This is a genomic window from Arthrobacter methylotrophus, assembly GCF_039539965.1.
GTDB classification, from domain to species: domain Bacteria; phylum Actinomycetota; class Actinomycetes; order Actinomycetales; family Micrococcaceae; genus Arthrobacter; species Arthrobacter methylotrophus.
This window is the reverse complement of sequence record NZ_BAABED010000001.1, coordinates 1,599,267-1,626,011: the sequence shown is the minus strand read 5'-3', so window position 1 is coordinate 1,626,011 and position 26,745 is coordinate 1,599,267. Positions and strand designations below refer to the sequence as shown.

The following is a 26,745-nucleotide window of genomic DNA, read 5'->3' as shown; positions in this document are numbered from 1 at the left end:
TTTCTCACTGTTATCGCACGGCGTAGCCCGTAAGGCGATCCCACCCCCTGGGCTGCGCCATGCCAAATATCATTGCCTCTCAGCATTCCCATTTCTTCCGACTTGGGTCGACACGCTGTACTTGACAGGGAACGTCAAAGGCGCCGGACAACAATACGAAGGCGGCGTCCGGCAATGGCTGAAGGTCAAACACAGAGATGACATTCACGTAGTCTGTGCCGCCGTCATAGGTCGCCGGGACCGGCCATCCGCCGTCGTCGCCGGGCTGCCCATGCATGACCGGCTCTGGATTGTCGGGCGCACCTCGCCCTTGAGTGCCGCCGCCTCCAGAGCCCTTGCCGCCCACCTGCACATTCCCCGCCCGGACCACCCCTGGCCCGAGCAGATCAGCCCCGGCATGCTGGACAGGTTCACCAAGGACAAAGAACCTGTGCACCTGACCCGGGTCGAGCCCATCGTGGTGGAAGTCAGCGCCGACGTCGCCTGGTCGGGCCGGTCCTTCCGTCACCCGCTGCGCTACCTGCGCGCCCGCCCTGAACTGAACCCGGACGAGGTGCAACTCCCGGAGCACCTGCGCGGGTAGGGGCGGGGAGAGCGCCGCACACATGAGTCCTATGACTGATACACCTGTTGCCGCCAAATTCACGATCAGCAAGGTCTGCGCCTCCAATGGCCACCGCACTGTCGTCATGCCCGGCTTCTCAAGCTACGAGGCGCTGCCGATGACCCTCGTTACCGTCACGCTCCACCCCGGCGAGCTGTTCATGGCCACCGGCAGCAACGGAAAGGTCAGGTACACGGCCGATCTTGAGGAAGCCTGGTGGTTCGCCCACTACAACGGCTCTGACGGTGTGCCGGACGCCATCCAGGTCCTCAGCCCCTGCATCTCCGACAACGGCATCAGCACCCTGAACATCCTCAGTGTGTACGAGCGGGCCGTTGCGGAAGCCGCGTGAGCACCACTGCCGCACTGGAGGCCATAGCATCCCAGCCTGGGCAGCCTGGACACGTCAGGATCCCTGCGGAGTGTGCCGATACTGCGCTCCCGCACCTTCCGACGTCACACACTTCCACCGCTGGGCCCCACCCAGTGCGAGGGGCCTGTCCTTGCCCGCGATCCAAAAACATGACGCCCTTTGCCGGTCCGCCTCACCGCCAGCTCGGAGGTTCGATCAAATGACTGCCGTGGGCACTTCTGATAGCGGTCGTACTGAGATCGGAGCAGAACATCTGCGCCTGGCGCGAAGGCACATTGGCCTCACCCAGGCAGGACTCGCTGACCGGCTCGGCGTATCGCCGCGGACCATCGTCAACTGGGAGGCGACAGGTGTCCCGGCCCGCCGCGTTCCCCATGTCGAGCGGCGTATCGGCGCGGCAATCCGGGAAGCTCGCGAGTGTGAACGGTCAGTTCAGGGAGGACCACCGTGCGAGATTACTGAGGATCATCCGTGCCCATGCTCTTCAGCCATTTTCCGACAATGATCTGCTGAGCGAACTCCAGCGACGCGCGATGCGCCGCGTAGACACTCTGCTCGCCTGACAGGTTTCGCGGTCAGCAACCGCCTGTCAGCTTGGCCCCATCGGCGATGCTGTGTGCCTGCTGCGCCAGTTGCGCTGCACTGGTCGGGGCCGAGTTCGCTGTCGCCGCACCTTCGTCGAGGGCAGCCTGGCCGTCGGAAATGGCCGATGCGATGGCGGCGTCATTTGGCACGGTTTCCTGTCCGCCCGGGCTATGACCCGGGTCAGAGGCCTCCGCCTTGGTCAGTGCGTCTTTGGTCGCAGCGATGGCTGCGAGATCCTTTGCCAGCGCGTCACGGTCCGAGGAAAGTGCCGGGAGGGCTCTGGTGATAGTGCCTGCGTCCAGATCGACGGTCCCTGCATCAAGCCCGGCCTCACCGGCATCGAGACAGGTGGTGCCGTACTCCCCCGCCGGCGTCCCAACCTCCTTTTTGACCTTGTCAGCCTGCGTCTGGACGGCACTGACGTCCTTTTGCATTGAGGTCAGGTCCGAAGCGATGGACGTGTCGTCGCCGCGCACCGTCTTCGCATCGCCGGTCGCACTGTAAACCGCCGACGACAGCCGGGCGGCCGCTTCATCGACGGCATTGTCGGCTTTAGATTGAGCCGCTACCTGGGCGGCTTGGGCGGCGGCTGCACTCGCTGCATCCATTGAAGCCTTGACCTGGTTGGCGTGGTTCGTGGAGGCCCGACCCTGCAAAGTGGTGACTGCCTGGTTGTAGTCCGTTGCCGCGGCCGGCTTCATCGTCAGCGCACGCAAGGTCCCGTCCTTCAGGGGCAGTGAGAGCACAAGGTTGTCGCCCTGGACTTGGGCGGCAATGTTTGATGACGAGCCGAACAGCCCCGTGAAAGACAGCGTTGCGCTGTCACCGTCAATCGTGCCGGTGAAAGCCCCGTTGGATGTGGTCACTGTTTCTGCAGCGCTGTTGGCCATTGCAACCATTGCCAGCGAGCCTTTGACGGTTGAGGAGGTGCGGGTCCACTGGAGGAACATCGCCGTCACGGAATCCGTGTACTCCCAGCCTCCCTCGGGGTTCTTGTTCTGGTCCTGCACGGTGGTTGCCGACGTTGAACCAGCCATGGTCGGAACGAGCGCAGCCACTGCAATCAGGACGACTCCAAGGGCAGCGATGAGGACCATCCCGGCCTTGGTGAGGGCTGTGGGTCGACGAAGCACACGGCCCGGAGGCGGCAGGAGTACTCCTTGCGGTTCCAAGGCAGTGAAGGCGGCGACCGCTTCCTGTTCGCCCTCGGGTGTTGACGGGAAATCTGCGATGCGTCGGCGCCAAAACCAAGTCTGTTTCCAGATCCGGATCCTGCCGGTATCGCTGCCCATGATGTGGTGTGCCCCTTCATAGGCAATCACCACGTCGTCACGTGTCCCCACGACACCACCCGTTCCAAGGTCAAGGAGGCCACTGCCTCTGCGAACAGCCTATTGAAGACTGGTCGACGCCTGATGTTATCGCGCCGGATCGGCGCCGGACAGATATGCGGTCTTGTGACGAAAATGCTCAGCGGGCAATGAAACAGGAGCCGCCGTACACATGAGACCCATGACCGAGACTGCTACGGCCAAGGCCGCTTTTGCCCCCGCCTGGCCCTACCTCTACAAGGCTCCCGCTGGCAACAGAATCACCGCTCCCTACGGCCAGTCCAGCGCCTTCAACCGTGACCTCACCGTCGACGAGCTCAAGCCGCTGACTGACAGCTTTCCGGTACCTGGACGCAAGCTCCGCCTTATCGGCGGGTACACCTTTCTCGGGTCCTACCTCGCCGGCGTTGCGCTCTGGTTCGCAACCACGGTCATGGAGGACTCCCACGCTCTGCCGAATGACTTCGCGAAGCAACTGCACGCCGGCGTCGAAGTTTTCGGAGCGCTGGTCCTCATTGGTGCAGCCCTCGGCATCGCCGGCATCGTGACTGACCTCATCGCCTGGAAGAAGTGGGGCAAAGTCCTGGAGGGCGCATGGGGCCGCTACGAGGGGCGGATCGTCCGCACCCGCTCACTCCCGAAGGGGCGTCGGGAACAGGTCAACCTCCTCGGCCAGCGACTCGACGGTGTACTGGAGCAGCTGGACGGAAACGATCCCATGGCATGTCAGTTGGACGCCGACGCCCGTTCCGCGATCGGCCAATACATCGACCGCCCGGCCCTGAGCAAAGACGCACGGCGCGTCGCCCGGTCCGCCGTCGCCGACGCCCGGGTCCAGCAAGTCCGCGACGAGTACGAGGCAGCCGTGGCAGCCGAGAATGTCACCCTGCAGATTGCAGAGAAAGCTGTCGAGGCCATTCAGGACTACGCCGCGGAAGTCAACGCGGCCGTCGCCGAACAGGAGATCATCGAGCTCGCCGTCGCTCTCAGCGCCGGCCGATAGGAAGCGCCATGCAAGACCCGAATAGTTTCGAGGCATACGATCCGGGCGGCATCTCCGCCTACTCAACTCCTGTGGACCGAGGATTGGCCAGAATAGAGTCCAGGGACATGGTTGAGATAACCGCAAAGACGTCATCGGTCTCAGACCTGATCGAGTTCCACTCCGAATACGGGGAGAACATCGAGTTCGACGGCGCCGACCACAACACGTACTCACAGGAGACTTGTCAGTGCGGGATGCCGCTGGGCGCGCACCTGTCCCTGGACGCCCACCGTGCCCGCGAGGTCGAGGCGTTCATTGCCACACAGTTGGCAAAATCGTTCCTGACCGTCCGCAACCAGCTCCAGCAAGTCGCGGCCGAGCTCACCGTTCACGACGCCCCGCTGCACATCCAGGCGGACCTGGATCAGATCATCGTCGAAAACAGTCTCCGCGTTGGCCTGAAAGACCCCGAGGTCGAGAACAAAGCCAAAGCGCTCCGCGTGGCCATCATCGAGCTGGGCCTGCCCCACGGTGTCGACTTCCACAACCAGGACGGCAGCGCCACGTTTATCTGGCAGCAGTTCCATCATCGGGTGACCGTGTACGTCACCCACTGCGAACCTTACGAGGTCGAGGATGTTCCGAACGGACCAGTCACGCCGTTCCGGAGCGATGACCCACAAGCGGTAGCCCAGAAAATTATGGTGCTACTGGCAGCCCGGTGATGAGGGTTTGTCGTGCTGCCTCACACATGAGGTGCATGAACCCTACCAAGAGCACTGAGCGCAGCCCTTACTGCCCCGAGGCACGCCAGTATGCGACCGACCTGCTCGGCCACCTCGGTAAGTCCGGCGGCACAATCCCCGGTAGCTTCACAGCCAAGGTCTTCGAGCTGTGGGCTGTCGCCGACATGACCAACAAGTTCATCATCGCCTCAAGCTGGCCGTTCATCGCGGTCGCCCTTCACGCTAACGACTATGGCGGCGAAGCGGCTGTCCGCTCCGTCGCCGGAATCTAGGGAAAATGACGACCCGTCCCGTTATCACCGCGCTCACCCCGCTCGAGGAACGCGCCATCCTCCGTTTCGAATTCGACCAGGTCTTCCACCAGCGGTGCCAGGCAAAAGCCCACCAGCTGACTACGACGCAGCCGGACGATCCCATCGCCAAGCGGCTCCAAGACGCCATGCGTGAGCTCCAGACTGCTGACGAGCAAATCCACGACGAGGAAGCCATCGTTCGCGCCGCCAACTTCCTCGGCCTCGATCTGATGGGGATTCCCTACGTCATGGCGAGTGTTCCGGAGAAGGAAGGCCTGAAAGCTGCTGTCCGCCGCATCTTGGCCCTCGTGGAGAACCCGCTGTGAGCGACGAACACGGCCCAGTCGATACCTATCCGATAGCGGTCTGGAACCCGGGAGTCGACAGCCCGGACGCCCATCTCATCGTCGGCGAATTCGCCGCCGTAACCCAAGGAGGCTAGGTAATGGTTTACGCAGACATTTACGGCCCCGAGCCCGTCGAGGCCACTCACTGGCTCTGGGCACCGGGTGACCATTGGCACGCCATGCCGGAGACAGACATGGAGGAATGGGCCGCATCGAAGCAGATCACCGCCACACGCTGGATGAAACGACCCATCAGCAATATCCCCCTAACCGGGTGGATCCACTACCGCGCTGAAGACAACACCCCGGATGCACGAAGGCTCTCCTACACGCCCGCCAAGCAGCACGTCATCGACCTGCGGCAGGTCCTCAACTTTGACGACGAGGCCACAGCTGCCGTCCTGGAAGAGTTCGTCCTGGTCCCCCGGTCATTCCTGCCGATCGCCGAGCTCTCCGGTGACGACGGCGCAGTCCAGGCCGGGTCCGCGATCTACCCCGTCACCATGGACACCGACCTGCTGCGCATGATGGCTGGCGCCCAGCTGGCTGTCGCCGACTTCATCGACGGACTCGGTGAAGAGAAGCCATGACCGCCGTCCTGGACTTCATCGACGCGGCCGCCGTGGTCCTCGCCGGCCATGCCACCTACACGTGGAACAAGAATGTAACCCGCATCCGGTGCAACGGCACGGAATGCGGCACGGTCCTCGAAGCGCCCGGCGGTGAAGACGACGCCATTCTGGCCTTCGCCCGGCATCAGGCCGAGCAGCTTCCCGAACCTGTCCACTATCCGACGCCGACCGCCGCCGCCGCCGCCGTCGTCGCGACGACGGATGCCCCTGACCCCGTCGAGGCACCCCCGAGCCCCGAGGCTTCGGCCAGGCCGACGCCACTCCACGACGACGGCGACGGCGACGACCTCACTACCGCAGACATCCAACCAGCAGGAGAACCCATGGATACCGTCGAGACACCAACTGCCCCGAAGGTCCGCCGCGATACAAAGGCCCTCGCCGCCACGATCGCCGAGATCAACAAGGGCGACCGGGTCACGGCCTTCTTCAAGCACCCGCGTTACGGTGAGTTCGGCGTCGAAGGCACCGTCATCAAGGGCGGAGCCGGTCAGGACCGCAACCAGCTCATGGTCGGTGGCTGGTACATCAACATCGGTGAACGCGCCGCCAAGCACCTGCAGGAGCTCGTTATCGTCGCCACCGCCGGCAACCACGAGTTCGACATCCCGAAGCCCTCGGAATCAACCGAACACGTCGGCATCGGAGGCTGACGTGGGCAAGCGCCGCTACGATGCGCAGCGGATTCAGTCCAATGAGCTGCGTCGGCTCAAACAAGCCCGTCGGCTGCCGTGGGTAACCGGGCCGTACTACGAAGACGAGCTGTCGGCCATGTTGGACATCCCAATGGGTGACCCCGTCAGTATCGAGGCTCGGAAGATCGTCATGGAACGGGCGACAAGAAGGACACTGCGTGAACGGCGATCCAGATGACTCCGACCACCCAGACCGGTATTCCGATCATCGAGTGCGGGGAATGCGATAGGACCCACCCCGTAACGAGGCGTCACTGCAATGCGTGCGGGTCGGCCACGGTGTTTCTTCGCGCCGACCAGACTTGCATCAGATGCGACAAACCTGCCGGCCCGTCCGGTGAGGAGCGTCGCCCGCTCCGTACACATGGGGTCTATGACTTGGACTGAGGAATACACACCCCGGATGCGCGCACTGGACCGCATTGCCCGATCGATCGCCGAGCACCAGCCCGTCCGCCGTGAGGACGGCCCGTTCTCGACCTGCAAGAACCCAGCCTGCAAAGGCCCGATCTTCGTAAACATCCGCGCCCGGTACGAACACCAGGCAGTCGCGATGGTCAACGATCTCCAACGCGAGTTGGACTTCACCCTCGAGTACGCACGCGAGGATGCCGAGGCGGAAGGCCGTGTTCTGACCGCCGCTGAGGAGGCGGAGATCCGCTGCGACTTCCTTGTTTTCGCCTCGGCCCCCGAGCCTGCCTCTGCTGCCGCCCTGGCAGCCCAGGAACGCAACGCGAAGGCCGACGCGCTGATCGCTGCGGCTGAGGATGCTCAGTCCCGCGGCGACATCGGCAAGGAGGGTGGCGTGGAAGCTGCCGACTTCCTGGCCGAGCGTGCCAAACGCATCCTCGATGACGAAATGTTCGAGTTCCCGCACAACCAGGACACGGCTCCGGACGCCGATCCGCGCCTGGCGCCCGCGGTGAACGCGTTCCGTCGCGAAATGACCCGCCACGGTGCCCTCAGCTCCATCCGCCCGGTCCGTGATGCCATGATCGCCGCCTTCGCTGCAGCCGATGAAGCTGCCGTTGGAGGTATCAAGTGACGGCCGACGATACAGCCGGGCTGGCCGCGGTCCTGGTCCTACACACCCCGGTCCGCCGGTACCAGGCGGCCAGCCGACGGCGGAAGACCTGGTCAAACTCAATGAGTTCCGGGAGATACTCAAGCTGCCCACCCGGCAGGAGATTCGCCTGGCCCTCGTCAAGCAGGAGCCGGCGAGTACGGACCCCGCCGATCGTATTTGCGAAGCGTTGAAGCTTTGCGCCGAGACGGGCAATCCGTGCCCGCACTGCCGCACGCTCGACATCTACGCCCGTCGTACATCAAGGGACCGCGGCGGACAAGCCGCTCAGAGAGACGGTACGGGTCTGGGCATCGCGCCGGTGAGTCACCACCAGTGGTCCGGGGGTGCCCTGGAGCATCGGATAGCCATAGACAGGCACCGCATCACGGCTCACAATGATCGAAAGTCGATTCGGAGGCCCAATGGTCAGATACGCAGCCCTGATCCCTGCCACGATCGCCGTGCTCGCGGCCATGTCCGCGTGCTCGGCTCCATCGGGTCCGGTCCAGGGGCCCCAGCCCTCCACGGCTATCACCGGATCCGTTGCGCCGCCCAGTCCCGTACCGACGGTAGCGACCACGACTCCGGCCCAGGCGCCGACGCAGCCCGGGTCGTTGCTACGACCGGAAGGGACTCCAAAAGCTGACGCCTGCACCGCAGGGGAAGCCTTCATGTCCCGACTTCCGGGGGCACCTCCCTTGCAGACTAGCGGCGACGATAATGGTGCGCTCATCTGCATCTACTTGAAGCCAGAGGGCGGCCCAGGGGCTAGTGTGTATGGCAAGTACTCGACGGACGACACCACGTCATATGCCGCCACCTGTTCAATGATGGAACAAAACAGCAATCGAATTTCTGTTCCCTGGGCGGACTCGCGAGGTTGGACCGTGATGAGTGTTCCGCCTGCAAGTGGGGTTTCAATAGATATGGCCCTCTGCACACCACGTGGTTTCTACAGCGTTATTTTCGAGAACATGCAAGTCTCCCAGGACGACGCCCTCGGCCTTCTGAAGGCCATCCTCTTCTGAGGTGCAGATGAGGAAACCTGGAATTTGACTGTGCGCCCGGAGCGACCATCGCAGCTTTTGGCAGTATGGTGCCTGGGCCGAGCTGAAGCTGTAGAAACCCGAAGACCGAGACAGGTCGCATAGTGCCGAGGAGGTTCTAGCCGCCCTAGGCTAACCGCCGGTCAGTCCCCGATGTCGTGGATCCGGGTGACGACAACCATGACTGCCGCGTTCGTAGGAAACGTTCCCGCTCAATCTTTGACTTTAAGGTTCGTACAGCAAAAGGCGACCCAGGTCCTATTGCCAAGCGACCAGACGGGAGTCCGGGCCTTGGAGGTCGGCCACCTTCCTTGGCTCCTGCTGGCTGGTGGAACTGGTGACGTAAAGAGTGCTTCCGCTGAGGAAGGCAATCTCCTTGCCGTCGGGACTGGCCATCACGTGATCGACACGGTTCTCACTGGGAGGCAGGAGCGCCGTTTGGCTGAGCCCTGAGTGGTCTGGAGTCAGCGCCGTTATGTAGATGTTGTTCCTATCCGCCAAAGTCCCCCCACCCGTGCAAATAAATCTCAGGTTGTCGATAAAGACCACTGGTTCACAACCAGGTGCTTTGACACTTGAGTCTGGCTGAACAGGCTGACGCGTTGCGTCTGGCTGGTGCGCCTGAGGCGCGGAAACTATCGACCACCCCTGCGCGGCGTCGTTAAGCAACATCCACTGGCCATCCAGTGTGGTAATAGACGAGGGGTCAGTGTAAAGGGGTCTCCCTGCGTTATCGAACTCGAAGTCTAATGTGGATGAAGTGCCACCGACTGGGTCGGTCTCCTGCTTCACACTGCTGGGCCCGAGCCGCGGGTCTACTGAGTCCAGGTGCTGAGTCGTCTCGTCGTAAAACCAAAGCCGTCCGTCGACAGGGTTGAATTCAGGATGGGTTTGGCTAGGTGTTTTGGCCGCATAATTTGAACCTTTCGCCGGTGATAGATCAACGAACGCCTGGCCCTGCGGTATGTACCCGATATGGGTTATTTGTTCCGACGTTTGTGAGTCCGCGAGCATGCTCAAGTCGGGACTGAAGAGATTTCGGCGGATCCGCTCTAGCACCAAAGACACCGTATTGGGCGTGCACGCCTCAATCGAGAACCCTGGCGTGCCTGTGAAGATGCGCACGGGGGCCAATTCAGTCCCTGTGGAAGGGTCGAGGAAGTGAAGTTGCACCTGCGATGCCAGACATTCTTCGACGACTATGCCGTGCAGGACAGATGGTTGGGAAGGCAGCGCCGAGGTTGACATGGCAGTCGGAGTAGGTACCGATCCGGTGGCAGTCGGCGTAAGGGAAATCGAAACCGGTCCCGGCGTGTTGGCAGGGGAGCTGCTGCAGCCCGTGAGGGCTGCCTGGAGGGCAAGCAGCACAATGACTATATTTCCGCTTCTTGTGTGCCTCCCAGCCGCTGAGACCCGGACAGGCGCTGGACTTTGGTGCCTCCGTCCAGACTCGCGAGTATTCTGCAGATTTCCGAATTTTGCAGATGCGGGGCGCATCAGGCCGCTCCTGTCTGGTCTCACTTCTATTTCAGCCTGGTGGGGAATGAATGGGTGCATGCCTTCGGTTTGGCCTGGCCCCGATGTTTTCGCTTTTCTCTTGCACTGCGCGCTTAGGTGCTGTTCTGCGATTATTCACCCTCCGCTGGTCTAACGCCAGAAGCGGACACACAGAACCGGGGATTCGCATTTGCTTGATGGAAGGATTCCACCCATGTTGTCGTCGCCTCCGACAAGCAAGCGATGGTGGTTGACGTTGCTGCGCTGCCGGAACCTACATGCCAGCCCGTCATACCCACTACGAACAAGACCATTCAGGATGATACTGGTCCTTGGGAAGATGGCGGCACGATTACTTTCGATACCGACAACGCCGAGGGCGGTAAAAGCAGCTACGCCATACCCGTCGACACACCGCTGAGCGAACCCAGGGTTATCCCCGGTCGCTTTTCAACGCCGGGGATGATCTACCGGCCCGGCAACTTCTGATTGCAGGCGCGTGAAGGTGGCGCCAGCAAGCAGTGGCGTTACGCAAGCGCTTCCGATTCCGGATGGGGGGACGAAGCTATCGCGTTTCCCTGCCTGTCGTGTTCCGGTGAGGGCACCGGCCGGGTCCGCACACATGGCTCCCATGACCATCCGCACTGAATCGATGCCCTGCTCGAAGAATTCAAACATTCCGCCGACCGCAGCGCCCGCTGGATATGGCCGTGGAGAAGCTCCAGGAAATCTTGGGCAATACCGCACCCCGCGTTCTGACAACGGTGGAGGATCTGGACTCGAGGAAGCCGCCAAGGCGCGGTGCCTGATCCCAACGACGGCCCGGACATCGCCGGTCCACGCCGGGCTAGGACCATAAGTTCGTCGGCCGGCAAGACGCTCAAGGAGACCGAACGCGGGGTGGGGCCCGGCGGTGGTGAGATGCCTTGCCGGTTCCGTACACATGAGGCGCATGAACACTAAGCCCACCGCCGCTGAACGCGCCGCCGAGAGGTTCCACGCCGACACCGCCGACCACGTCATGGAGGTCGCCCTCGATCAGGGCTTCTACCGCCATCTGCGGTTCGGCACCGGTTTCAACTGGTTCGAAATCATCACCACCCCGGGGCAGCTGACGTTCCGCGGCGATATGGGCACCTACGTGTTCGCCCGCACCGATGACATGTTCACGTTCTTCGAAAACAGCAGCGGCCGGATCAACCCCTCGTACTGGGCCGAGAAAGTCCAGGCCCAGGACATCCACAGCCCGGTCCGCGAGTATTCGAAAGATCTCTTCGTCGAGCACGTTTTGGAGGAGTTCTGGAACCGACGGGACGACCTGGAGGACGCCGCGGTCGTCTGGCGCGAAATCCGCGAAGAGCTCCTCCATGAGTACGGCCCGGCCGGTGACGAGTCCCTGGCGATCACCGCGGCGATGGAATTCCGCCATGGAGGGTTTGAGTTCTACGACGTCACCGACTGGCGGCTGAAGACCTACAGCTTCCACTTCCTGTACGCCCTGCACGCGATTGTGGACGGCATCCGTCAGTACCGCCAGCACCAGAAGTCCCTCCAGTCCGCGGCGGTGGCGGCATGACCCTCCGCTCAGAGATCAAAGCCCTGCTCGTCGTATTCGCCCACAGCGCCTCGTCCGCCGCGAAAGGACGGCATCATCCAGCCCCCAGTAGCTAGCGCTGGTGAGGTCCCGTGGGTCGTCCGTACACATGACGCTCATGACCGAGTTCATCACCTACCGCGAGACCGTCGAATACACGATCGCACTGCCCCGCGATGAGCACGAGGCCGACAAGATGTACGGCGAAGGTAACCGCCTGAATGAGACCGTGATCTCCAAGGAGGAGATCGGCCGCCGCCGCGAGCCCGACTACTCCTGGGATTGCGACCTGAACGCCGAGTTGTACTTCCTCCTCAAAGACGGAGTCCGGATCTTCGAATCCCGTAGCCACGACGCTGTCGTGAAGCACGCCGCCTCTTTCGGAGACGATGTTTCCCGGGTCTTCCTGTTCGGCGATCTTGACAACCCGGACAAGTCCTGGCGGATCAAGGCGGAAAACATGGCCACTGCTGAGGCCCGGAAAGCAGCGGACGCATGAACCTCACGGCCGACGCGCTCGACGCCGCGAAGGAAGCGATGCGGGAAGTCACCCCGCCTCCCGGAGTGAGCAAGGCTGACTGGCTTGCCGAGCACGGTAGCTGGGCGCTGTTTGCCGGGGCCATCGCCGCAGCCGCCCCGCACATCGCGGCCCAGGCACTCTCCTACGCCGCCACCGACCTGCAGGACGCGATCGACATCATCCGAGTCAGATCCGCGCCGCCAACCCGTGAAAGAGGAAACCATGGCATACACCCCGATGCCCGCCCATCTCGACCAGCAGCTGCAGAACGTCGTGCGGGAAATCAGCAGCGCTCAGGCCGACGCCGGCAACACCGTCTTCGTCATCCGCGAAGCCCTCGCGCAGGCGTACGCCGCCGGGCACAAGGACGCCCACAACCAGGCCATGAGCCACCAGTGGTTGACCGAGGATCTGAAGAAGACTTTCGACGCCCGCAAAGCCACGCTGAGCGAAGCGCTGGCCCCCAAGGCTACACCGAAGGAGGCCACCGATGCCTGAGCACGTCACCGTCCGCGAAACCATCGAATACACCGTTGTCCTTGAAGGATGGGAGAAGGGCGACTTCAGCCATCTGAGCCACCTCGACGCAGACAACACCAAGACGGTCGTCCGGGAAATCATCGGCCACCGGCATGAGCCCGACTACATGATCGGGCTCGACGACGACCGGCAAGTCCACATCCTGTACGCCGACGGGACCGAGGTGTTCGCCCACCGCAGCCATGACGCCGTCATCGCCCACTTCCGCGAGATCACCGGCTACACCGGACACCTGGAACTTTTCGACGACCTCGAAGATACAGACAAGTCCTGGAACGTGATGTGAGCGCCATGACTGAACAGGTAACCACCTTGGCAGACCGCGGCGCCCCCGGCTCGGATCCTCGACCTGACTGGAGCGAATGGGCGTTGAGCATCGCGGCGGCGGTTGCTGCCCGCGCCGACTGCTCCCGTGCGCAGGTCGGGGCCGTCATCATGACTGCTGACATGCGCATCGTAGCCACCGGCTATAACGGGGCTCCGTCAGGAATGGCCGGCTGCCTTACCAGCGGCGCCTGTCCGCGGGCCACTGTCGGCAAAGATTACGGCAGCTCCTACGACACCGGTCCGGGTGCCTGCATCAGCATCCACGCCGAGGCCAACGCCATCATCCGCGCCAGTTGGGCGGACATGGATGGCTCCACACTCTCCACCACGAAGAAACCGTGCGACGGGTGCTGGAAGCTCATCCGGGCGACTCCGCTGGCCAGGGTCGAATGGCCCGGCGGAGGTCACACCCTGAAGTAGCGTCGACTCGACAGATCGGCCCCTCCGGAGCGATGACTGTGAAGACCCCGATCCCGGAGTCCGCACACATGACCGGCATGGAAACCTTCTACGGTCACGTCAACACCCTTGAGATGTTCTTCTCCTACGGCCCTGACCGCGAGCTCAAGTTCGCGCCGTTCAACAACGCCTACGGCGCCGTCCACCCCGATGCCGGACCAGGCACCGGCATCAACGATGTCGAACTCGTCCTCAACGACGGCGAGTACTTCCAGGTCTCCGGCTTCTATCGCGCCAGCGACGGCGGGAACTTCCTCAACTACCGTGACGCCTACCGGAAAGCCATCGGCGGCGGGGAGCAAGGCAGTCTCGCCGACATCGTCATCGTCGCCCCGGCCGATCCCAGGATCGTGACGGCCCTGGCCGCCGACGGAACGGAGGTCGTCACGGGCCACAACACGCAATGGCGGACCATCTCCCTGCCCCGCCGGGTCCGGTTCCTGAACCGTCCCGCCACCGACCCGAATATCTCCGAGTAGAAGGAACTTCCGTGAACATCGTCGATAGGTCGTTTGGCCGGCACCACTTGGACTGGCGGCTCACTATGACCGCGCACTTGCTCGTGCCGGTTGACCGGCGCCCCGGCCGGCCCAGCGTCCTGCAGGCTGTCCTGATCCACACCCCGCTCGCCAAGGACTCCGTCGCCCGGGTCAGCGTCCTCGCCGACGACTTCACCTGGGCGGTGCTGCTGGATCTCCCCGCCGCGGAGTGGTCCGTCGGAGTCGACGCCCCCATGGAGGAGACGATGAGCGAGGCTCTGGAAGATGTCGCGAACGACCTGCTGCGCCGCGCCGCAACGATCCTCGGCGCGGTCAGCTGATGATCACCTGAAGCGCTCCGGGGCTCATGGCAGCCGTCCAGTGAGACGCAGCGCAATGCAGGGTCAAGATGCACGCGGCACATAAGATCGGCTCAAAGAGATCATCAAATTCTGGGGGACAGTTGAAGCTCTTGTCGATCGCCATACCGGTGGCTGCCTTGTTGGGTCTGACGGGTTGCACACCAACCATGACCACAGCCCAGGCATGCTCTGAATATAACGTGGCGGTGCAATTACTGATCGACTCTTCCAATGATCCGGATCTGCACCACAAGTACGAGGACCAGCTGAAGGGCGTCGTCGACAAAGCACCCGATTCGGTGAAGGCCGATATGAATAGCATCTACCTCCTCTTTTCGAAGAGCCCGGATGCGAAAGATAATCCAGAAGCGGCCAAGCGCATCCAGGTGGCCTGTCAGGCAGCGAAATAAACTCACCGCGTACCGGGCCTCCACTCATGTCGGTCAACGCGTAAAGGGGTGAGCGCTGTGGTTCTCGCCGCACACATCAGGGGCAAGGACGCACATATACAGCGCCCTTCCACCCCTGATCCGGAGACCCGACATGCCACCTCGCCTGCGACCCGTCAACGCCGAAACCATCTCCCGCCGCCTCGAGCTGCGCCCGGACACCGTCGCCCTGGGCGCGGCCAAGGTCAGCTACGACCGGCTGGGTCAGGACGCCGAAACGGACGGTCACACCGGGCTGGCAACCGAAGTTTTCGAGCTGGCCACCGACCTGCAGGACCTCATCGACACCCCTGAACCCCGCGGCCTTGTCGCGTCCGCCCGGATGATCCAGGACATGGACGGGCTCGTCCTGCGGGCAAGCGACCTGCGTGCCAACGTCGCCGGCGCCTACGACCGGTTCGACTCGCACACCGCCTGGGCCACCGAGGCGATGGAGATCCTTATCGCCACCGTTGTGAAACTGGAAGCTGCTGATTTGGAGCTCCGCACCGGGACCCGCGCCGCGTAAGCGGCCGCGGGCAGGGCTTCCGTCGGTGCCGCACACATGGCAGGCAACGAAGACACCCTCCGGCCCGAAGGATCCGCCATGTTTGAACGCTTCACTGACTCAGCCCGCCGCACCGTCGTCCTCGCCCAGGAAGAGGCACGGATGCTCAATCACGACTTTGTCGGCACCGAGCACCTGCTGCTCGCCCTCACCGGCGACAAGGGACCGGCCGGCCAGGCCCTCACGGGACACGACGTCACACGCGATGCAGCCCGCGGACACATCGTCGAACTCATCGGCGAAGGGTTCGCCCCTGTCCCCGGACACATCCCGTTCCTGCCCGCGTCCCGGCTCGTCCTGCAGAACGCTCTTCGCAGCGCCCTGGGCTACGGAGTGAACTACATCAACCCCGGGCACATCCTCCACGCCCTGCTCGCGGGCGACACGTCCACAGTGCCGGTCGCCCACGAGTCCATCACCGCCTGCGGTGCGACCCTGGAAGCGATCAACCAGAGCCTCACCGAGCTGATGACCGCACCGGACGCGCCGGAGGCCGGACCTGAGCCGCGCTTCGTGCTCTCCGCCTGACCCGGAAAGGAAAACGGCATGGCTGACCTTCCCAAAACCATCAAGCGCTGGTGCTGCTCCGCGTACAAATCCTGTGGGAACACCACCCTGTATCTGGTGGAGTTCGACGGCCCAGCCGGCTACCCCAAGCTCTACGACTACGTGCGCGGCAACGACGAAAGCTACACCGGCGGCTGGCACACCGAGCAAGCCATCCGCGACTGGCTCGAACACACAGAAGACCAGATTCAGGAGGAAGCAGATGTTTGAACGCTTCACCGAGGCCGCCCGCAACATTGTCGTCCTCGCCCAGCGCGAGTCGCGTGCGCTCAACCACAACTACATCGGCTCCGAGCACCTGCTCCAGGCGCTGATTCTTGACCGCGGCGTCGTCGGCAAGGCCCTCGCTGAGCTGGGGGTCACCTATGAGGCGGCCACCGACAGGATCGTCGAGATCATCGGCCGCGGCCAGGTCACACCCTCCGGGCACAGTCCGTTCACGCCCCGCGCCAAAGAAGTCCTGCAGTCCGCACTGCGCGTCTCGTTGGAAGCCGGCCATGATTACATTGGCCCTGAGCACCTCGTCCTGGCGCTCATCGCGGAGGAGAAAAGCGTCGGTTCCCGCGCCTTGGCTGCGCTCGGCGTCGAACCCTCTGACGTCCGCCGGCGCGTCGGCGCCCACTTCGCCAGGACTTACACGGGCGGGACAATCTTCCACGGCTTCACCGCCGTCTCAAAAGACGGACAGTACGACGCGAACCCGCTCCGGGAAACCGCGGAGGAAGCCGTCGCCGACGCGACCACCGCCTTCCACCAGGAAGTTCACGAGATCCGCTTCGGACTCGAACGCGGCGAATACTTCATCGCCGTCAACGGCGGCAGGCTTCCCGTGACCGAGGCCGGCCGACACCTGGACTACAACCGTGCGCGGAATGCAGCGGCCGCCGCCGGCGCCAACGTCTGCATCGTCGCCCCGCTGGTCAAAGCCGTCACCGCCGAGACCGCAGAGGGCATCGAGGTGACCCTCGCAGAGACCATCGTCTGGGAACCCGTCTCGCTTGAATCCCGCATCACCGTCTTGGACTAGCACGACTCACAGATCCGACGCCCTTGCCGTTGTGGTGAGGGCGTCGCTGTGTTCCGCACACATTGGGAACATGAGTCACACACCTGATCCCCGCGCCAACGGCATCTCCACCAACGACTACTGCGCCCTGCTCCCGAAGCAGCGCTACTCGCACGAAGCCCGCGGCCTCATGCTGCTGCTGCCCTCCAGCGGCCTCGTCGTTGTTCCATTCGAGGAACGCAAAGGCGGCGGCTGGACCGTCGCCGTTGTCGAAGGCTTCGGGTCCTACCCGGTCGGCGGACACCACCTGGTCATCGGCGACGCGGAAGCGGAAACCGCCATCGAACTCTCCTTGGGCGAACCTGTACCGGTCCGATCCGTCCAGGACAGCGACGAAGCCGACACCCTCCCGGACGGCACCGTCATCCTCACCCGCGCCGGGTACTCGCTCCGCAAAGACACCGACGAAGCCGGCACCATCTGGACCCGGTTCCTGGAAGCCCCGGTCCGCACCGCCGACCTCGGTGACGACCTGTTCCCCGCGAAGGTCCGCAGTGCCGTACCCGTAAAGGAGTCCACCAGTGTTTGAGAAATTCGACGGCGCCGCACGTGCTGCCATCATGATGTCCAAGGACATCGCCGACTACCGCGGCCTGGACCACATCAGCACAGGCCACTTGCTCCTCGCAGTCGCCGGCCACCCAGCTCCGAAACCGCACTGGAAGAACTGGCAAGGCATCTCCCCGAAGGCAGCTGCGGTGATCGCCGCCCTGGGCACCACCCCGGAGGTCATCATCGACCAGACCATGCCCGAGCTGGAGCGTGGCTCCGGCACGAACCCCGGCCACGTACCATTCACCCCGGACTTGAAGCTGGTCCTCGAGTACGCACTGCGGGCCTCCATGATGCTCGGCGACAACCACATCGGCCCCGAGCACCTGCTCGCCGGACTGACCCGCGCCGAAGACTCCACTGCAGGGAGAGTCCTGGCGCGGCTCGGCATCACCGACGCAAAGGTCCACGCCGCCATCCGCGAATCCACCCCGGTGCCGTCCCCGACCGCCGCACGCACCTGCGATGTGTACTTGCCGGTCGGCAAGTCCGTCTTCAAGAACGGTGGCAAGATCTACCCGGACCTTGCCACCGCACAGACCGCCCATCCGAATCAGGACATCGCCCCGTTCCCGTTGCAACTCAGCGACGGGGAGTTCTTCGACGTCGGCATCCCACTTCCAGGAAACCGCTTCGATTCATGGTCCCGGTTCACCTCCTACGCTGATGCCTTCGCCGCTGCCGAGGACTTCACGCGCGTCCAGGGTGTGAGCGTGAAGATCCGCATTCTCGTCCCGCACGTGCAGGAGCTGTACGGCAAAGACTCCAGCGGCAGGGACCGCATCCTGGGCCGCGCCGTCGAGTACACCGGCGTCAGCATCATGTCCCGCGTTGTAACCCCGACCCTTCACCTTGCCGAAAGCAGCTCAAGGACATGACGACAATCGACTCCGCACCCGGCCTGCCGTGGAGCCCGCCATTCTCTTTCCCGGAAGGCATGCAATGACAAACATCGGCTCATCCGTGATCGCCCTCCCCATCACCGCCGGCATGCTGTTGGTGCTGCTGGCGTGGACCACATTGATTGCCAGACGCAACAAGGACACGGCAAGTAACCCCGGCAGTCGAGGCGACGCCGAGTGCCCCCTCGAAGGAGACACCGCCGACGAACGGGAAACCGCCGAGCATCCCTGAGTAAGGATAGGTCGCCGAAAGCCCGTACCTCCCGACGGAAGACACCGAGCCGGTACTCTGGTGGCCAAAGCCGGCGCTGTACGGTGACCGATGAAAGGATCCTGATGTCTTCTACGCTTCCGACCTTCGATGAAATGCGCTCTAACGCGTTCGCCATGCTCGGCGACGTCGAGGATGAACTCCGTTCCGACTGGCGCGACGGCGCCGGTCCGAATCGCGAGCAGGCCGAAGCTCTGCGCCAGGCCCGTCAGGCGATAGCCCAAGCCAAAGAAGCCCTGGACCGCGCCGGCCGCTGACCTGCCTGGCATCCGCCATGAAGTCTCCGACCGGAAGGCACCGGGGACGGAAGCATCTCGGTCCGCACACATGAGTGGCATGACCATCACCCTCGCCATCAACTTTCTCGTCGGGATTCTCCTTGGAGTCGCCTCCTATCGCTTGATCAGGTTCGTGATTCTCGCGCGCACGTCCGCGACCCGGCGTGAAGCCCTTGCCGATCCATGTCCCGACACCTCCAGCCCCGCGGAGGACGCCCCCCGCGTCTGAGCGTTCCGCCAGGCCCAACTCGCACTCGTCCCTACTTCTAAACAAAGCCCCGGTCACGCCCATGGCCGGGGCTCTGCTGTTTTCTTTCCGACGGCGTTACTCTGACGCCATGAAGACGAGGGGACTTCGAGGACTAATGCTGGCGATGCTTCCGGCGCTGGTGGTGGCTCTTTCTGCGTCCGGCTGCACCCCGGCGGTCTGCCCCGCCGTCGGCTTCGTCAACCTGGGCCCGGTCGAGCTTGACCTCTCCGGGCTCCCAGCCGGCACGAGCGTGTCCGCCTGCTTCGGAGTCAACGACCGCTGCGATCAGGTGAAGGTCGTCCGAGACAGCAACGGACGGTGGATGGTTCCGCAGGCGACGCCGTTCGTCCAGCCCGAGAACGCTGCCGTGCCGCTCTTCCGGATCCGGGTTGTCGCCGCCAAGCCCGACCGATCCATCTCGGATCATCTGTACGGCATCGAGCACACCCCGCCGCGCGGAGGCTGCGACAACAGCTATGACCTCGTCCCGGTGAAGGTCCTTTGACCAAATCCGCACCGCCCCAGCCGCCCAGGCGATAGCCCTCTCGGCTTCCCTGCCCGCGTCGCCGTCAGGTGGTGCGGTGTGATGGGCCGGCGATAGCCGTGGACCCGGTGTGAAAAGTTTTGGTGGCAGCGGCTGGACAGGCATATTAAGAGGACTCGGGGCTGCGCCCCTCGCCCTTGGCGTGATCCGGTTCGTTCATCGTCCAGTCCATCGTTGTGTTCTCCGCGTTGTGTTTCTTCTTTGTGTTCTTCTGGGCCTGGCGGCCCGAGCCCCCGGCCTGGCGGCCGTGAGCTCCGCGGCACGTTTTTCGCCGCGGCTGATCTTTTCGTCTCTTACTGTTGTTCGTGCTTCGCTTCGCTCCGCGCCCGTGCTGCGCACGGCCCGTGTTGTCCACCTCGTCTCCCGACTCGTTGTTCTTTCTGGGGTTCTGCCGCTGCGCGGCGGGGCCTTGTCCATTCCCCGCTCCCCGGGGCCTTCGTTGTCGCTGCGCTCCGCCGCGTCCCCGTTTCGCTGCGCCGGACTGGTTCCTGCGTCACCTGTTCCTCGTTCCGTTGCACTTCATGGTTTTCTCAGGGCTCCGCCCTGGGCCGGGTGGTCCCTCCTTGGTTTGTTGGTTCACCGTGGTGGCGCCTGCGGCGGGCGGTCAGGTGCCCGGATTGTTTGGCGTGCTGGTTCACGGATTGTTGTTCGTTGTCAGTGGCTGCGCCACTTCCCCTGCTCCTGCGGCGCAGATGCTTCGCCGGCGTCGGTCCTGTCGGTATGGTGTCGTGATGTTTCCCGAGGGGCTTCGCCCCTTGCTTTTCGATTCGTCTTCCAGCGCGGTCAACGATGTGTTTCACGGGGGCTTCGCCCCGGGACGGTGGTCCATCCGTGGTGTCTTGTTCCGGCGGTGATGGCGCCTGCGGCGGACGGTGAACGGATGGGTTTCCGTCGTGCTTCTCGCTGAGAATCTCAGGGCTGCGCCCCGTCATGTGGACGAATTGTTCACGGCATGATGCACGTCGTGGACATCAGCGCCCCGCGCCAGCGGCTGTCACGGCGAAGAAGCGGACCGGCGTTACAAATCGTCCAGCGGATCAACCATTGCGAAGCAATATGTCCACCGCTACGGTGCACCAACATGGACAACGTGACGGTCCGATTCCCCGCGCCGCAGGCATCACCCACCGTCAGCCAACACCGGAACCCAGCCACCCACACCACCGGGGCGCAGCCCCCACCACGCCAACAACTTCCACCCACCCTCTATGTGTGCCAGACACCCACCCGCCGGCCGCAGGCCAAACCCCGCCACAAACATTCGGCTTCCAACAAACCAAAGCCACCAGGCACCCGCTGCCCGCCGCAGGCGTGTTAAAGGCCCGCCGCAGGCGACACACTGGCGAGGACACGACGACACGGGAGGCCCCAAAAGTTTTTGGGGAAAATTCGGAAAAGGCCTGTCACTTCCGAGAAGCAGCCGCACACAGAAGAAGTACAAGCAGCAAAGCCACGAGGCCGCCTCGAAGATACCAAAACGCTTGCGCATGACGGTCAGACATGTTCGCAGCCGACCACAAGTTTTATAGGCCAGAAGCGGGCGCGCGGTTCCTCCCGCCCCGCGGGGCGATTCGGGGATTTCTACAGCGAGTCAAAGTCGGTGAAAAGCCCTAAATCCGCCTATTCGGGTCTGTAGGGCCGTCGCCCATGAAACTACGCATGTTCCAGGGTATGGAGCAACGCATTTTCCGGCTGGCACGAGCCGGCGGCATCGACACAAACCCCACAACCTTCACACAGCGGGCCGGAACCTTCGCGTCCGCCGCGACCAACAACGGCCAGGCGACCCTCCTGACCCGCCGCGAGAAGACCGGGCTGAACGGTTACCTGATCCTGCCGGCCGCCGCGCTCGGAACGAACGCCCCGCTGCACCTGGCCCACACCGTCGGTGCACGCGCCGAGGAAGCGCAGATGCCCGAGGATCTAGGCGACACCCCGGCCATCGGGACGCTAAACTACAAGCCCTCCCCCGCGCTGCGAGAGACCCAGGCCGGCATTGACCCGACCGAACTTCCGCGGCTACTGGCCAACGCGATGCCGGAAGGTTCCTGGGTGTCCGTCACGATGCGCAAGCCCTCCAACAAGGAGCGGAAGCACTACACGCCGTGGCTGGGAAACCGTCTCGGCACCGCGGTTCCGACGCACCACTCGACCTCCCCGACCGCGGTCGCTGTCTCCATCACCGCGGGCGGTTCCTCCAAGGAGGAAGTGACGTCCCTGCTCTCCCAGGTCACCGCCGGCCTGCCCGGTTTTGACCTGGACTCGGGTGTGCGGTTCGCCCCGAAACATCACGGTCTCCTGCTCGGTCTTCCGGCCGGCCTGCTGCTCGCAGCGGCGACCATGTTCGGCCTGCCGATGATCCCCGCCGCTTACGCCCAGTACATTCCGGCTATGGCGGCCCCGCTTCTGTTCGTGCTCTCCGGCGTCGCCGCCGTCCTCGGCCTGGCCTCCCTGACCGGGCGCATCCCCTCCCCCGAAACGAAGCTCCGCAACCGCCTGGCCGCCCCGGTGTTTGCCCTGCCGGCGGCCCGCCGCGGGAAACCCCGGCCGCCGAGGAAAGAGCAGACCATCCGCGGCAGCCGGACAATTAACGGCGAGAAGGTTCCGTTCGAAAAGTTCGTGCCGGCCTCTGATGGTGACTACCCCCTGGCGCCGGATACCTTCCTGGTCGGACCCAATGTGGTCGTCGGCATGGTCTCCCCGCACGCTGGCGCCGTCTCCGGTGTTGCCGCGACCCGGGCCCGCGCCACGCCTCCGGTGATGCTGCAGGAGATCGGCCCGCTGCTGGGCAGCAACGACGACGGATCACCCCACCTGTCCGCGGCCGCCATGCTCTTCGGAGTGGCAGTGGTCGGAAAACCCGGCAGCGGAAAAAGCCAACTGGTCCGGTCCCTGTTCGGCTGGCACTGCCTCGAAAGGGTCAACCCGGCCGGCAAGCCCGGCTACCCCGGCACGGACAACACGCTCATCGCGTTCGAGTCCAAGGGCGACGGCGTCGCCAAGTACATCCAATGGGCGCACGCCCTGGGCGACAAGGTTCTCGCCATCGACGTCGCCGATGCCCGCACCCCGGCGATCGATCTGTTCGGCATCCCGGGTGACAACGCGGCCAAGGCCGTCTTCTTCACCAACGCGCTCAAGTACACCTTCGGCGCCGAGGCGATCGGCGTCCGGTCCTTCCCGACAATCGTCTCGGTCCTTACCGCAGCCCTGTCCGTGGACGCCCGCGTCCTGGATTCCATCGAAGACCGCGATGACCGGATCCTCAAGCACGGCATGTCCCCGCTCTACTACGCGTACCAGCTGCTCGCCGGCACCTCCGACAAAATCGCTGTACAGCTCGCCAACGGGATCAAGGCGCTCGGCATCAAACTGCGCGAACGCGGCGAGCCCGACGAGGTTCTGGAGCACGCGTACATCGCCATCTCCTCCCTCTTCGAGGACAGGTCCGAATCCGCACGCCGGCCGTTCCTGGAACCGCCCCGGAACAAGTTCGAACAGCTGCTCATCCTGGAAGACTGGTGGTCCCCGTCGCGCAGGAAGGTCAGCTGGGCTGACATTCTGGAAGGCCACCGCTCCGTCGTCATCAACACCGGGTCCTCCCCCTCGGGCATCCTCCTTGATGACGAACAGAACCAGCAGATCTCCTCGCTGCTGATGTACTCGCTGCAGAACGCGCTCAAGCGCACCTGCTCCGGCTGGCTGGAGGACCGCCGCTCCGTGTCGATCTTCGCCGACGAGCTCTCCCTCCTCGCCGGCACCTCCCCGGAGATCATCGCGTGGATCCGCGACCAGGGCCGGTCCTACGGCATCCGGGCCATCCTCGCCACGCAGCGGCCCGAGCAGCTCACGCCTTCCTTGCGCAACAACATCCTCACCTACTCGACGCTGATCTCTTTCGCCCAGACGGACCCGCTGACCGCATCCGAGGTCGCCGCGAACGTCGGCTCCAGTGCCGAGTGGACCGCCGAAGACATCCAACACCTCGAGCCATACCACGTTGTGGTCCGCTCCGAAGTGGACCAGCGCCGGCAGTCCGCGTTCATCGTCAAGCTGCCCAACTTCGAAGCCGACATGTCCTCCTACGCCACCGCGCAGGGATACACCCACGAACCCGCAGGAGCATACCCGTGGTAGCCGTTGCCCCCGACCGCCGCATCGTTGAAGACGGCATCCACGCCGAGATGATGCCCTCGGCCAACCCGGACGATGACCTGGCGATGCACAGCCGCCGGGACCCGTACTGGGACCGGTTGTGGGCCCCGGGTTCGCAGGCGAACTGGATGACCGGCGCCATCGCCCGTTACGAAAAGGCAGAAGGCATCAACTCCGGCAACGCCAAGCTCAACCTTGACCCCGGCGAGGCCATGCGGATCCTGACCGCCAACCGCGGACGCACCGACCGGCTCGCCGCGTGGGGGGTGCTCGATTCCTGGAGGACCGTCTCCTCTGAGCAGCTGGCCGCGTTCACCGGGTGCCGGTACTTCCTGGACCCGAACTACTCGAGCCTCGCTGCGTCCTTCGCCCTGGACATCATCGACATCGGCACCTACCCGAACAAGAGTCGGCCCACCCCTGGTATGAACCGCAACGTTGTTCTCCGGACCTCCAACTCGGATTCGTTCACCAAAGCCATCGAGCCGACACTAACCAACCCGGAATGGCTGACCGTTACCGCAGGACATCCATGGTCCACCGGCGGCCAGTACGACCGGCACAACGTCCTCTCCACCGAGCTCGCGCTGCGCGCCGCGGAGTACCTGCCCGTCGGTGCCGTCTTGGGCGAGAAGCTGTCCTCCCTCGACCTGCTCGCCGGCGCCGGACTCGGCAAGAAGCTGGCCAGCGCCGACAGCCGGCGGGCCGATGGGACCATCATCCGCACCGACGGGATGCGCATCGTGTTCGAGCTGACGGCGACCGCATCGGCGGCGTTCGAGAACAAGGTCCGGCGCTGGGCGCAGATCATTTCCGAGCGCCCGCTGGAGACCTCGGGACTGACCGTGGTGTTCATCGCCGCCCCGCACCCGGACCGACCCCGGCACACGAGCACAGACCCGCGGCACGAGATCTACCGCAAGATGGCCCAGGTCCTGCGCGAGTTCCCCGGCCGCGGCCAGGACTCCCCTGCCGCCCGGATCGGTGTCGCCCATTGGGAGGAATGGTTCCCGGACCGGCACCTGATGAGCGAATCCTTCCTCAACCTCGAAGCAGACTTCGCCATCAACGACGCCACCGGACCGGACCGTTGGGCAACCCGTGGACTCCTCACCGACTACGCCTTCACGCCGTGGCACACCTTCGACGCCACCGCGGTCCTGGAGAACTCCAAGCTGCTCGCCGCCACCCCGCACTGGATGCGGAAAGGTGACCACACGTCGATGATCGGCTCCCCGATGGACCGGGCCGGCGTCGAGGTCCCGCACCCGGCCCCGGCCAAACCGCACCTGACCAAGGGCCGGCCACTCGGCGGCGCGGTCGGCAACGGCGGCGACGCGAAACTTCCGGCCAGACTGCGCATCGAATGGTGATCCAGGTGCGGACTAGCGTCGGTCACCAGGGTCAGGGACAGGCGCCACCACCACCGGCACCTGCTGAGTCGTGGCATCTGGGTCGCTGAGCGCATCCGGATCATGGCCAGGCCATGAGTGAAGTGTGCTCGTCCCGTCGCGGTAGTGCACTTCACCTTCGAACCTGTGACCACTGGTCGCAAATTCGATTCCGAAGATGTAGTAATCAGCCCCGTCCTCACCACCAGCCCACTCTTTTGTGATGGTGTAGTCCTCCACAGGATCCGCGCCCCATCCTTCACACCACCGATTCAAGGCCGCAGGAACAGAGCACAGCGCCTCGTTGCGGTAGACCTTTGCCAACAGTCCCATACTGTCCTCCTTTTTAGCCTTCTCAAGGTGTACGCGAGGGGTCACGTCAGGTCAATGATCAGACACCCGTGGCCTCATTGCCTACGCATGTTTCAGGGTATGAGCGAAAAGAATCTGAAAGAACGCGTCCTGGATCAGAGTGCCAAGGACAAGAAAGACATCGAGGACTGGATGTTCGGGTCCGGGGCCAAGGTCCTCGGCACCATCGTGGTCCTTCTCGGCATCTGGACCGTCGTCCGTTTCTTCTGGTCCTGATGAGCAACGGCATCTACGGCCGAGCCGCCACCGGCCTGCAGGACACGTCCTGGGCGGTGAACGAGAACGTCGCGAGGATCGGCGCCAAGGGCGAGCAGAAGACTGAGGGGTTGCTGAACGGCTTCGCGAAAAAGGCTGCCGTCCTGCACGACCTGCGGATCCCGCTCCCCGGCTTCAAAGCCAACATCGACCACGCCGTCGTGTCGGGCAAGTCGGTGCTGCTGATCGATTCGAAGATGTGGAAGCCGGGCTTCTACTGGTCGATGCTCGGCTACCGCCGCGGCTGGGAAAAGACACCGCACATTGGTAAGTCCCAGGAGTACGTCTCCAACGCGATGAACGCATTCCTGCAAGGCACCGGCGCGAAGGTCCTCACCCCGCGCCTGGTCGTCTGGTCCTCCCGCGACGGGCAGCCACTCAGCACTTGGATGCTCAACGTCCCGGGCGCCGAAGTGGTCAACGGGCTGCGCATCGTTCCGTTCATGAGGTCCTTCGTCCGCGGCGGCTCCGCCGACCCGGCCATCGTCCGCCGGCTCCAGGAGCTGCTCGTGAAGGCGCCGCGTGCAACACGGCAGCCCGCGGCCGATCGGCTCAGTGTTCCGCCCCGGCCGGCACGGCTCGACGTGTACGCCGACGCTGACCCGTTCGTCTGACAGCCGCCGTACCCGTCGGCGCATAGAGAACCCAGAAAAGCTTTCCCCTAG

Annotated in this window: 44 protein-coding genes and 1 pseudogene; 36 read left to right on the top strand and 9 right to left on the bottom strand. The window is 63.9% G+C overall.

Translation table 11 applies throughout. From position 1 onward, the window contains the following. Nucleotides 1-121 precede the first annotated feature (121 nt). The 4 genes and pseudogenes from ABD884_RS07995 to ABD884_RS07985 all read left to right on the top strand — a co-directional run bounded on the left by ABD884_RS07995 (nt 122) and on the right by ABD884_RS07985 (nt 1,540). Nucleotides 122-583 (top strand): hypothetical protein, encoded by a 462-nt coding sequence (locus ABD884_RS07995; protein ID WP_345042560.1) that lies wholly within the window; start codon nt 122-124, stop codon nt 581-583. Nucleotides 584-614: 31 nt separating this feature from the next. Continuing rightward, on the top strand, nt 615-956 hold the full coding sequence (locus ABD884_RS07990; RefSeq protein ID WP_345042554.1) for a hypothetical protein: 342 nt from the start codon (nt 615-617) through the stop codon (nt 954-956). A gap of 220 nt (nt 957-1,176) precedes the next feature. Then, nucleotides 1,177-1,308: pseudogene (locus tag ABD884_RS26170) on the top strand (helix-turn-helix domain-containing protein); the annotation flags it as partial. 19 nt (nt 1,309-1,327) lie between these two features. Then, nucleotides 1,328-1,540 (top strand): hypothetical protein, encoded by a 213-nt coding sequence (locus tag ABD884_RS07985; RefSeq protein WP_345042547.1) that lies wholly within the window; start codon nt 1,328-1,330, stop codon nt 1,538-1,540. 12 nt (nt 1,541-1,552) lie between these two features. Here ABD884_RS07985 and ABD884_RS07980 read toward each other — a convergent pair whose 3' ends face one another. Continuing rightward, nucleotides 1,553-2,905 (bottom strand): hypothetical protein, encoded by a 1,353-nt coding sequence (locus tag ABD884_RS07980; protein ID WP_345042542.1) that lies wholly within the window; start codon nt 2,903-2,905, stop codon nt 1,553-1,555. 169 nt (nt 2,906-3,074) lie between these two features. Here ABD884_RS07980 and ABD884_RS07975 point away from each other — a divergent pair, with 169 nt between their 5' ends. The 7 genes from ABD884_RS07975 (at nt 3,075) to ABD884_RS07945 (ending at nt 7,636) form a co-directional block, all read left to right on the top strand. Next, on the top strand, nt 3,075-3,896 hold the full coding sequence (locus tag ABD884_RS07975; RefSeq protein ID WP_345042535.1) for a hypothetical protein: 822 nt from the start codon (nt 3,075-3,077) through the stop codon (nt 3,894-3,896). 8 nt (nt 3,897-3,904) lie between these two features. Then, the gene (locus tag ABD884_RS07970) at nt 3,905-4,603 is read left to right on the top strand and encodes a hypothetical protein (protein ID WP_345042530.1); all 699 of its coding nucleotides are present in this window, start codon (nt 3,905-3,907) and stop codon (nt 4,601-4,603) included. A 35-nt stretch (nt 4,604-4,638) separates the two neighbouring features. Next, nucleotides 4,639-4,896: a hypothetical protein gene (locus tag ABD884_RS07965; RefSeq protein WP_345042525.1), complete on the top strand. Its 258-nt coding sequence runs from the start codon at nt 4,639-4,641 to the stop codon at nt 4,894-4,896. A gap of 5 nt (nt 4,897-4,901) precedes the next feature. Then, nucleotides 4,902-5,243, top strand: coding sequence for a hypothetical protein (locus ABD884_RS07960; protein WP_345042520.1), 342 nt, complete (start codon nt 4,902-4,904; stop codon nt 5,241-5,243). A gap of 119 nt (nt 5,244-5,362) precedes the next feature. Next, nucleotides 5,363-5,854 carry a hypothetical protein gene (locus tag ABD884_RS07955; protein ID WP_345042514.1) on the top strand — a complete coding sequence of 164 codons (492 nt, stop codon included), beginning with the start codon at nt 5,363-5,365 and terminating at the stop codon, nt 5,852-5,854. Further along, nucleotides 5,851-6,549 (top strand): hypothetical protein, encoded by a 699-nt coding sequence (locus ABD884_RS07950; protein WP_345042510.1) that lies wholly within the window; start codon nt 5,851-5,853, stop codon nt 6,547-6,549. Before ABD884_RS07955 ends, ABD884_RS07950 begins: the two co-directional genes overlap by 4 nt. 415 nt (nt 6,550-6,964) lie before the next feature. Then, nucleotides 6,965-7,636 carry a hypothetical protein gene (locus ABD884_RS07945; RefSeq protein WP_345042505.1) on the top strand — a complete coding sequence of 224 codons (672 nt, stop codon included), beginning with the start codon at nt 6,965-6,967 and terminating at the stop codon, nt 7,634-7,636. On the opposite strand, the gene ABD884_RS07940 is transcribed toward ABD884_RS07945, so the two are convergent. Then, a complete protein-coding gene (locus ABD884_RS07940) occupies nt 7,629-7,883 on the bottom strand; it encodes a hypothetical protein (protein WP_345042499.1) in 255 nt (84 codons plus the stop codon). The genes ABD884_RS07945 and ABD884_RS07940 overlap by 8 nt on opposite strands. Nucleotides 7,884-7,916: 33 nt before the next feature. After that, nucleotides 7,917-8,330, bottom strand: a complete 414-nt coding sequence (locus ABD884_RS07935) for a hypothetical protein (RefSeq protein WP_345042493.1) — start codon at nt 8,328-8,330, stop codon at nt 7,917-7,919. A 217-nt stretch (nt 8,331-8,547) separates the two neighbouring features. Between ABD884_RS07935 and ABD884_RS07930 the strand changes: the two genes are divergently transcribed. Continuing rightward, the gene (locus tag ABD884_RS07930; protein ID WP_345042486.1) at nt 8,548-8,685 is read left to right on the top strand and encodes a hypothetical protein; all 138 of its coding nucleotides are present in this window, start codon (nt 8,548-8,550) and stop codon (nt 8,683-8,685) included. Nucleotides 8,686-8,961: 276 nt separating this feature from the next. Here the strand turns inward: ABD884_RS07930 and ABD884_RS07925 are convergent, their stop codons facing one another. Both ABD884_RS07925 and ABD884_RS07920 read right to left on the bottom strand, forming a co-directional pair. Continuing rightward, nucleotides 8,962-10,200, bottom strand: a complete 1,239-nt coding sequence (locus ABD884_RS07925; RefSeq protein WP_345042478.1) for a hypothetical protein — start codon at nt 10,198-10,200, stop codon at nt 8,962-8,964. A gap of 450 nt (nt 10,201-10,650) precedes the next feature. Next, the gene (locus ABD884_RS07920) at nt 10,651-10,878 is read right to left on the bottom strand and encodes a hypothetical protein (RefSeq protein ID WP_345042472.1); all 228 of its coding nucleotides are present in this window, start codon (nt 10,876-10,878) and stop codon (nt 10,651-10,653) included. 123 nt (nt 10,879-11,001) lie between these two features. Here ABD884_RS07920 and ABD884_RS07915 point away from each other — a divergent pair, with 123 nt between their 5' ends. The 8 genes from ABD884_RS07915 (at nt 11,002) to ABD884_RS07880 (ending at nt 14,460) form a co-directional block, all read left to right on the top strand. After that, on the top strand, nt 11,002-11,163 hold the full coding sequence (locus tag ABD884_RS07915) for a hypothetical protein (RefSeq protein WP_345042467.1): 162 nt from the start codon (nt 11,002-11,004) through the stop codon (nt 11,161-11,163). Further along, nucleotides 11,153-11,776: a hypothetical protein gene (locus ABD884_RS07910; RefSeq protein WP_345042459.1), complete on the top strand. Its 624-nt coding sequence runs from the start codon at nt 11,153-11,155 to the stop codon at nt 11,774-11,776. The genes ABD884_RS07915 and ABD884_RS07910 overlap by 11 nt, the downstream gene beginning before the upstream one ends. A 136-nt stretch (nt 11,777-11,912) precedes the next feature. Next, nucleotides 11,913-12,293, top strand: a complete 381-nt coding sequence (locus tag ABD884_RS07905; protein ID WP_345042454.1) for a hypothetical protein — start codon at nt 11,913-11,915, stop codon at nt 12,291-12,293. A 243-nt stretch (nt 12,294-12,536) separates the two neighbouring features. Next, nucleotides 12,537-12,812, top strand: a complete 276-nt coding sequence (locus ABD884_RS07900) for a hypothetical protein (protein ID WP_345042450.1) — start codon at nt 12,537-12,539, stop codon at nt 12,810-12,812. Beyond that, entirely contained in the window at nt 12,805-13,140 is a 336-nt protein-coding gene (locus ABD884_RS07895) for a hypothetical protein (protein ID WP_345042444.1), read from the top strand. Before ABD884_RS07900 ends, ABD884_RS07895 begins: the two co-directional genes overlap by 8 nt. A 5-nt stretch (nt 13,141-13,145) precedes the next feature. Beyond that, on the top strand, nt 13,146-13,601 hold the full coding sequence (locus ABD884_RS07890) for a deoxycytidylate deaminase (protein ID WP_345042431.1): 456 nt from the start codon (nt 13,146-13,148) through the stop codon (nt 13,599-13,601). A 32-nt stretch (nt 13,602-13,633) separates the two neighbouring features. After that, complete coding sequence (locus tag ABD884_RS07885; protein WP_345042422.1) at nt 13,634-14,119, top strand: hypothetical protein; 486 nt, start codon at nt 13,634-13,636, stop codon at nt 14,117-14,119. Nucleotides 14,120-14,130: 11 nt separating this feature from the next. Next, entirely contained in the window at nt 14,131-14,460 is a 330-nt protein-coding gene (locus ABD884_RS07880) for a hypothetical protein (RefSeq protein ID WP_345042405.1), read from the top strand. On the opposite strand, the gene ABD884_RS07875 is transcribed toward ABD884_RS07880, so the two are convergent. After that, nucleotides 14,453-14,641: a hypothetical protein gene (locus ABD884_RS07875; protein WP_345042401.1), complete on the bottom strand. Its 189-nt coding sequence runs from the start codon at nt 14,639-14,641 to the stop codon at nt 14,453-14,455. The genes ABD884_RS07880 and ABD884_RS07875 overlap by 8 nt on opposite strands. A 7-nt stretch (nt 14,642-14,648) precedes the next feature. On the opposite strand from ABD884_RS07875, the gene ABD884_RS07870 reads away from it, so the two are divergent. The 11 genes from ABD884_RS07870 to ABD884_RS07820 all read left to right on the top strand — a co-directional run bounded on the left by ABD884_RS07870 (nt 14,649) and on the right by ABD884_RS07820 (nt 19,868). After that, the gene (locus ABD884_RS07870; protein ID WP_345042396.1) at nt 14,649-14,891 is read left to right on the top strand and encodes a hypothetical protein; all 243 of its coding nucleotides are present in this window, start codon (nt 14,649-14,651) and stop codon (nt 14,889-14,891) included. A gap of 133 nt (nt 14,892-15,024) precedes the next feature. Beyond that, nucleotides 15,025-15,438 (top strand): hypothetical protein, encoded by a 414-nt coding sequence (locus tag ABD884_RS07865; RefSeq protein ID WP_345042381.1) that lies wholly within the window; start codon nt 15,025-15,027, stop codon nt 15,436-15,438. Nucleotides 15,439-15,474: 36 nt separating this feature from the next. Then, the gene (locus ABD884_RS07860; protein WP_345042373.1) at nt 15,475-16,005 is read left to right on the top strand and encodes a Clp protease N-terminal domain-containing protein; all 531 of its coding nucleotides are present in this window, start codon (nt 15,475-15,477) and stop codon (nt 16,003-16,005) included. An 18-nt stretch (nt 16,006-16,023) separates the two neighbouring features. Next, nucleotides 16,024-16,254 carry a hypothetical protein gene (locus tag ABD884_RS07855; protein ID WP_345042355.1) on the top strand — a complete coding sequence of 77 codons (231 nt, stop codon included), beginning with the start codon at nt 16,024-16,026 and terminating at the stop codon, nt 16,252-16,254. Next, nucleotides 16,247-17,071 carry a Clp protease N-terminal domain-containing protein gene (locus ABD884_RS07850; RefSeq protein WP_345042348.1) on the top strand — a complete coding sequence of 275 codons (825 nt, stop codon included), beginning with the start codon at nt 16,247-16,249 and terminating at the stop codon, nt 17,069-17,071. The genes ABD884_RS07855 and ABD884_RS07850 overlap by 8 nt, the downstream gene beginning before the upstream one ends. A gap of 70 nt (nt 17,072-17,141) precedes the next feature. Then, nucleotides 17,142-17,639: a hypothetical protein gene (locus ABD884_RS07845; protein WP_345042331.1), complete on the top strand. Its 498-nt coding sequence runs from the start codon at nt 17,142-17,144 to the stop codon at nt 17,637-17,639. Further along, nucleotides 17,632-18,540 carry a Clp protease N-terminal domain-containing protein gene (locus ABD884_RS07840; RefSeq protein WP_345042325.1) on the top strand — a complete coding sequence of 303 codons (909 nt, stop codon included), beginning with the start codon at nt 17,632-17,634 and terminating at the stop codon, nt 18,538-18,540. The genes ABD884_RS07845 and ABD884_RS07840 overlap by 8 nt, the downstream gene beginning before the upstream one ends. A gap of 64 nt (nt 18,541-18,604) precedes the next feature. Continuing rightward, complete coding sequence (locus ABD884_RS07835) at nt 18,605-18,796, top strand: hypothetical protein (protein WP_345042307.1); 192 nt, start codon at nt 18,605-18,607, stop codon at nt 18,794-18,796. 104 nt (nt 18,797-18,900) lie between these two features. Further along, nucleotides 18,901-19,092, top strand: a complete 192-nt coding sequence (locus tag ABD884_RS07830; protein WP_345042300.1) for a hypothetical protein — start codon at nt 18,901-18,903, stop codon at nt 19,090-19,092. Nucleotides 19,093-19,171: 79 nt separating this feature from the next. Further along, a complete protein-coding gene (locus ABD884_RS07825) occupies nt 19,172-19,342 on the top strand; it encodes a hypothetical protein (RefSeq protein WP_345042295.1) in 171 nt (56 codons plus the stop codon). Between the two features lie 109 nt (nt 19,343-19,451). Further along, on the top strand, nt 19,452-19,868 hold the full coding sequence (locus tag ABD884_RS07820) for a hypothetical protein (RefSeq protein WP_345042288.1): 417 nt from the start codon (nt 19,452-19,454) through the stop codon (nt 19,866-19,868). A gap of 332 nt (nt 19,869-20,200) precedes the next feature. On the opposite strand, the gene ABD884_RS07815 is transcribed toward ABD884_RS07820, so the two are convergent. Together ABD884_RS07815 and ABD884_RS07810 are read right to left on the bottom strand one after the other, a co-directional pair. Then, nucleotides 20,201-20,425 (bottom strand): hypothetical protein, encoded by a 225-nt coding sequence (locus tag ABD884_RS07815; RefSeq protein WP_345042283.1) that lies wholly within the window; start codon nt 20,423-20,425, stop codon nt 20,201-20,203. A gap of 12 nt (nt 20,426-20,437) precedes the next feature. Continuing rightward, on the bottom strand, nt 20,438-20,839 hold the full coding sequence (locus ABD884_RS07810) for a hypothetical protein (RefSeq protein WP_345042276.1): 402 nt from the start codon (nt 20,837-20,839) through the stop codon (nt 20,438-20,440). Nucleotides 20,840-20,859: 20 nt separating this feature from the next. Between ABD884_RS07810 and ABD884_RS07805 the strand changes: the two genes are divergently transcribed. The 3 genes from ABD884_RS07805 (at nt 20,860) to ABD884_RS07795 (ending at nt 25,435) form a co-directional block, all read left to right on the top strand. After that, nucleotides 20,860-21,225, top strand: coding sequence for a hypothetical protein (locus ABD884_RS07805; RefSeq protein ID WP_345042271.1), 366 nt, complete (start codon nt 20,860-20,862; stop codon nt 21,223-21,225). Between the two features lie 353 nt (nt 21,226-21,578). Next, nucleotides 21,579-24,044, top strand: a complete 2,466-nt coding sequence (locus ABD884_RS07800) for a type IV secretory system conjugative DNA transfer family protein (protein ID WP_345042262.1) — start codon at nt 21,579-21,581, stop codon at nt 24,042-24,044. Continuing rightward, nucleotides 24,038-25,435 carry a hypothetical protein gene (locus ABD884_RS07795; protein ID WP_345042254.1) on the top strand — a complete coding sequence of 466 codons (1,398 nt, stop codon included), beginning with the start codon at nt 24,038-24,040 and terminating at the stop codon, nt 25,433-25,435. The genes ABD884_RS07800 and ABD884_RS07795 overlap by 7 nt, the downstream gene beginning before the upstream one ends. 12 nt (nt 25,436-25,447) lie before the next feature. On the opposite strand, the gene ABD884_RS07790 is transcribed toward ABD884_RS07795, so the two are convergent. Beyond that, on the bottom strand, nt 25,448-25,786 hold the full coding sequence (locus ABD884_RS07790; RefSeq protein WP_345042239.1) for a hypothetical protein: 339 nt from the start codon (nt 25,784-25,786) through the stop codon (nt 25,448-25,450). A 99-nt stretch (nt 25,787-25,885) separates the two neighbouring features. On the opposite strand from ABD884_RS07790, the gene ABD884_RS07785 reads away from it, so the two are divergent. Both ABD884_RS07785 and ABD884_RS07780 read left to right on the top strand, forming a co-directional pair. Beyond that, on the top strand, nt 25,886-26,041 hold the full coding sequence (locus tag ABD884_RS07785; RefSeq protein WP_345042234.1) for a hypothetical protein: 156 nt from the start codon (nt 25,886-25,888) through the stop codon (nt 26,039-26,041). Then, complete coding sequence (locus ABD884_RS07780) at nt 26,041-26,694, top strand: nuclease-related domain-containing protein (protein ID WP_345042226.1); 654 nt, start codon at nt 26,041-26,043, stop codon at nt 26,692-26,694. The genes ABD884_RS07785 and ABD884_RS07780 overlap by 1 nt, the downstream gene beginning before the upstream one ends. Nucleotides 26,695-26,745 lie beyond the last annotated feature (51 nt).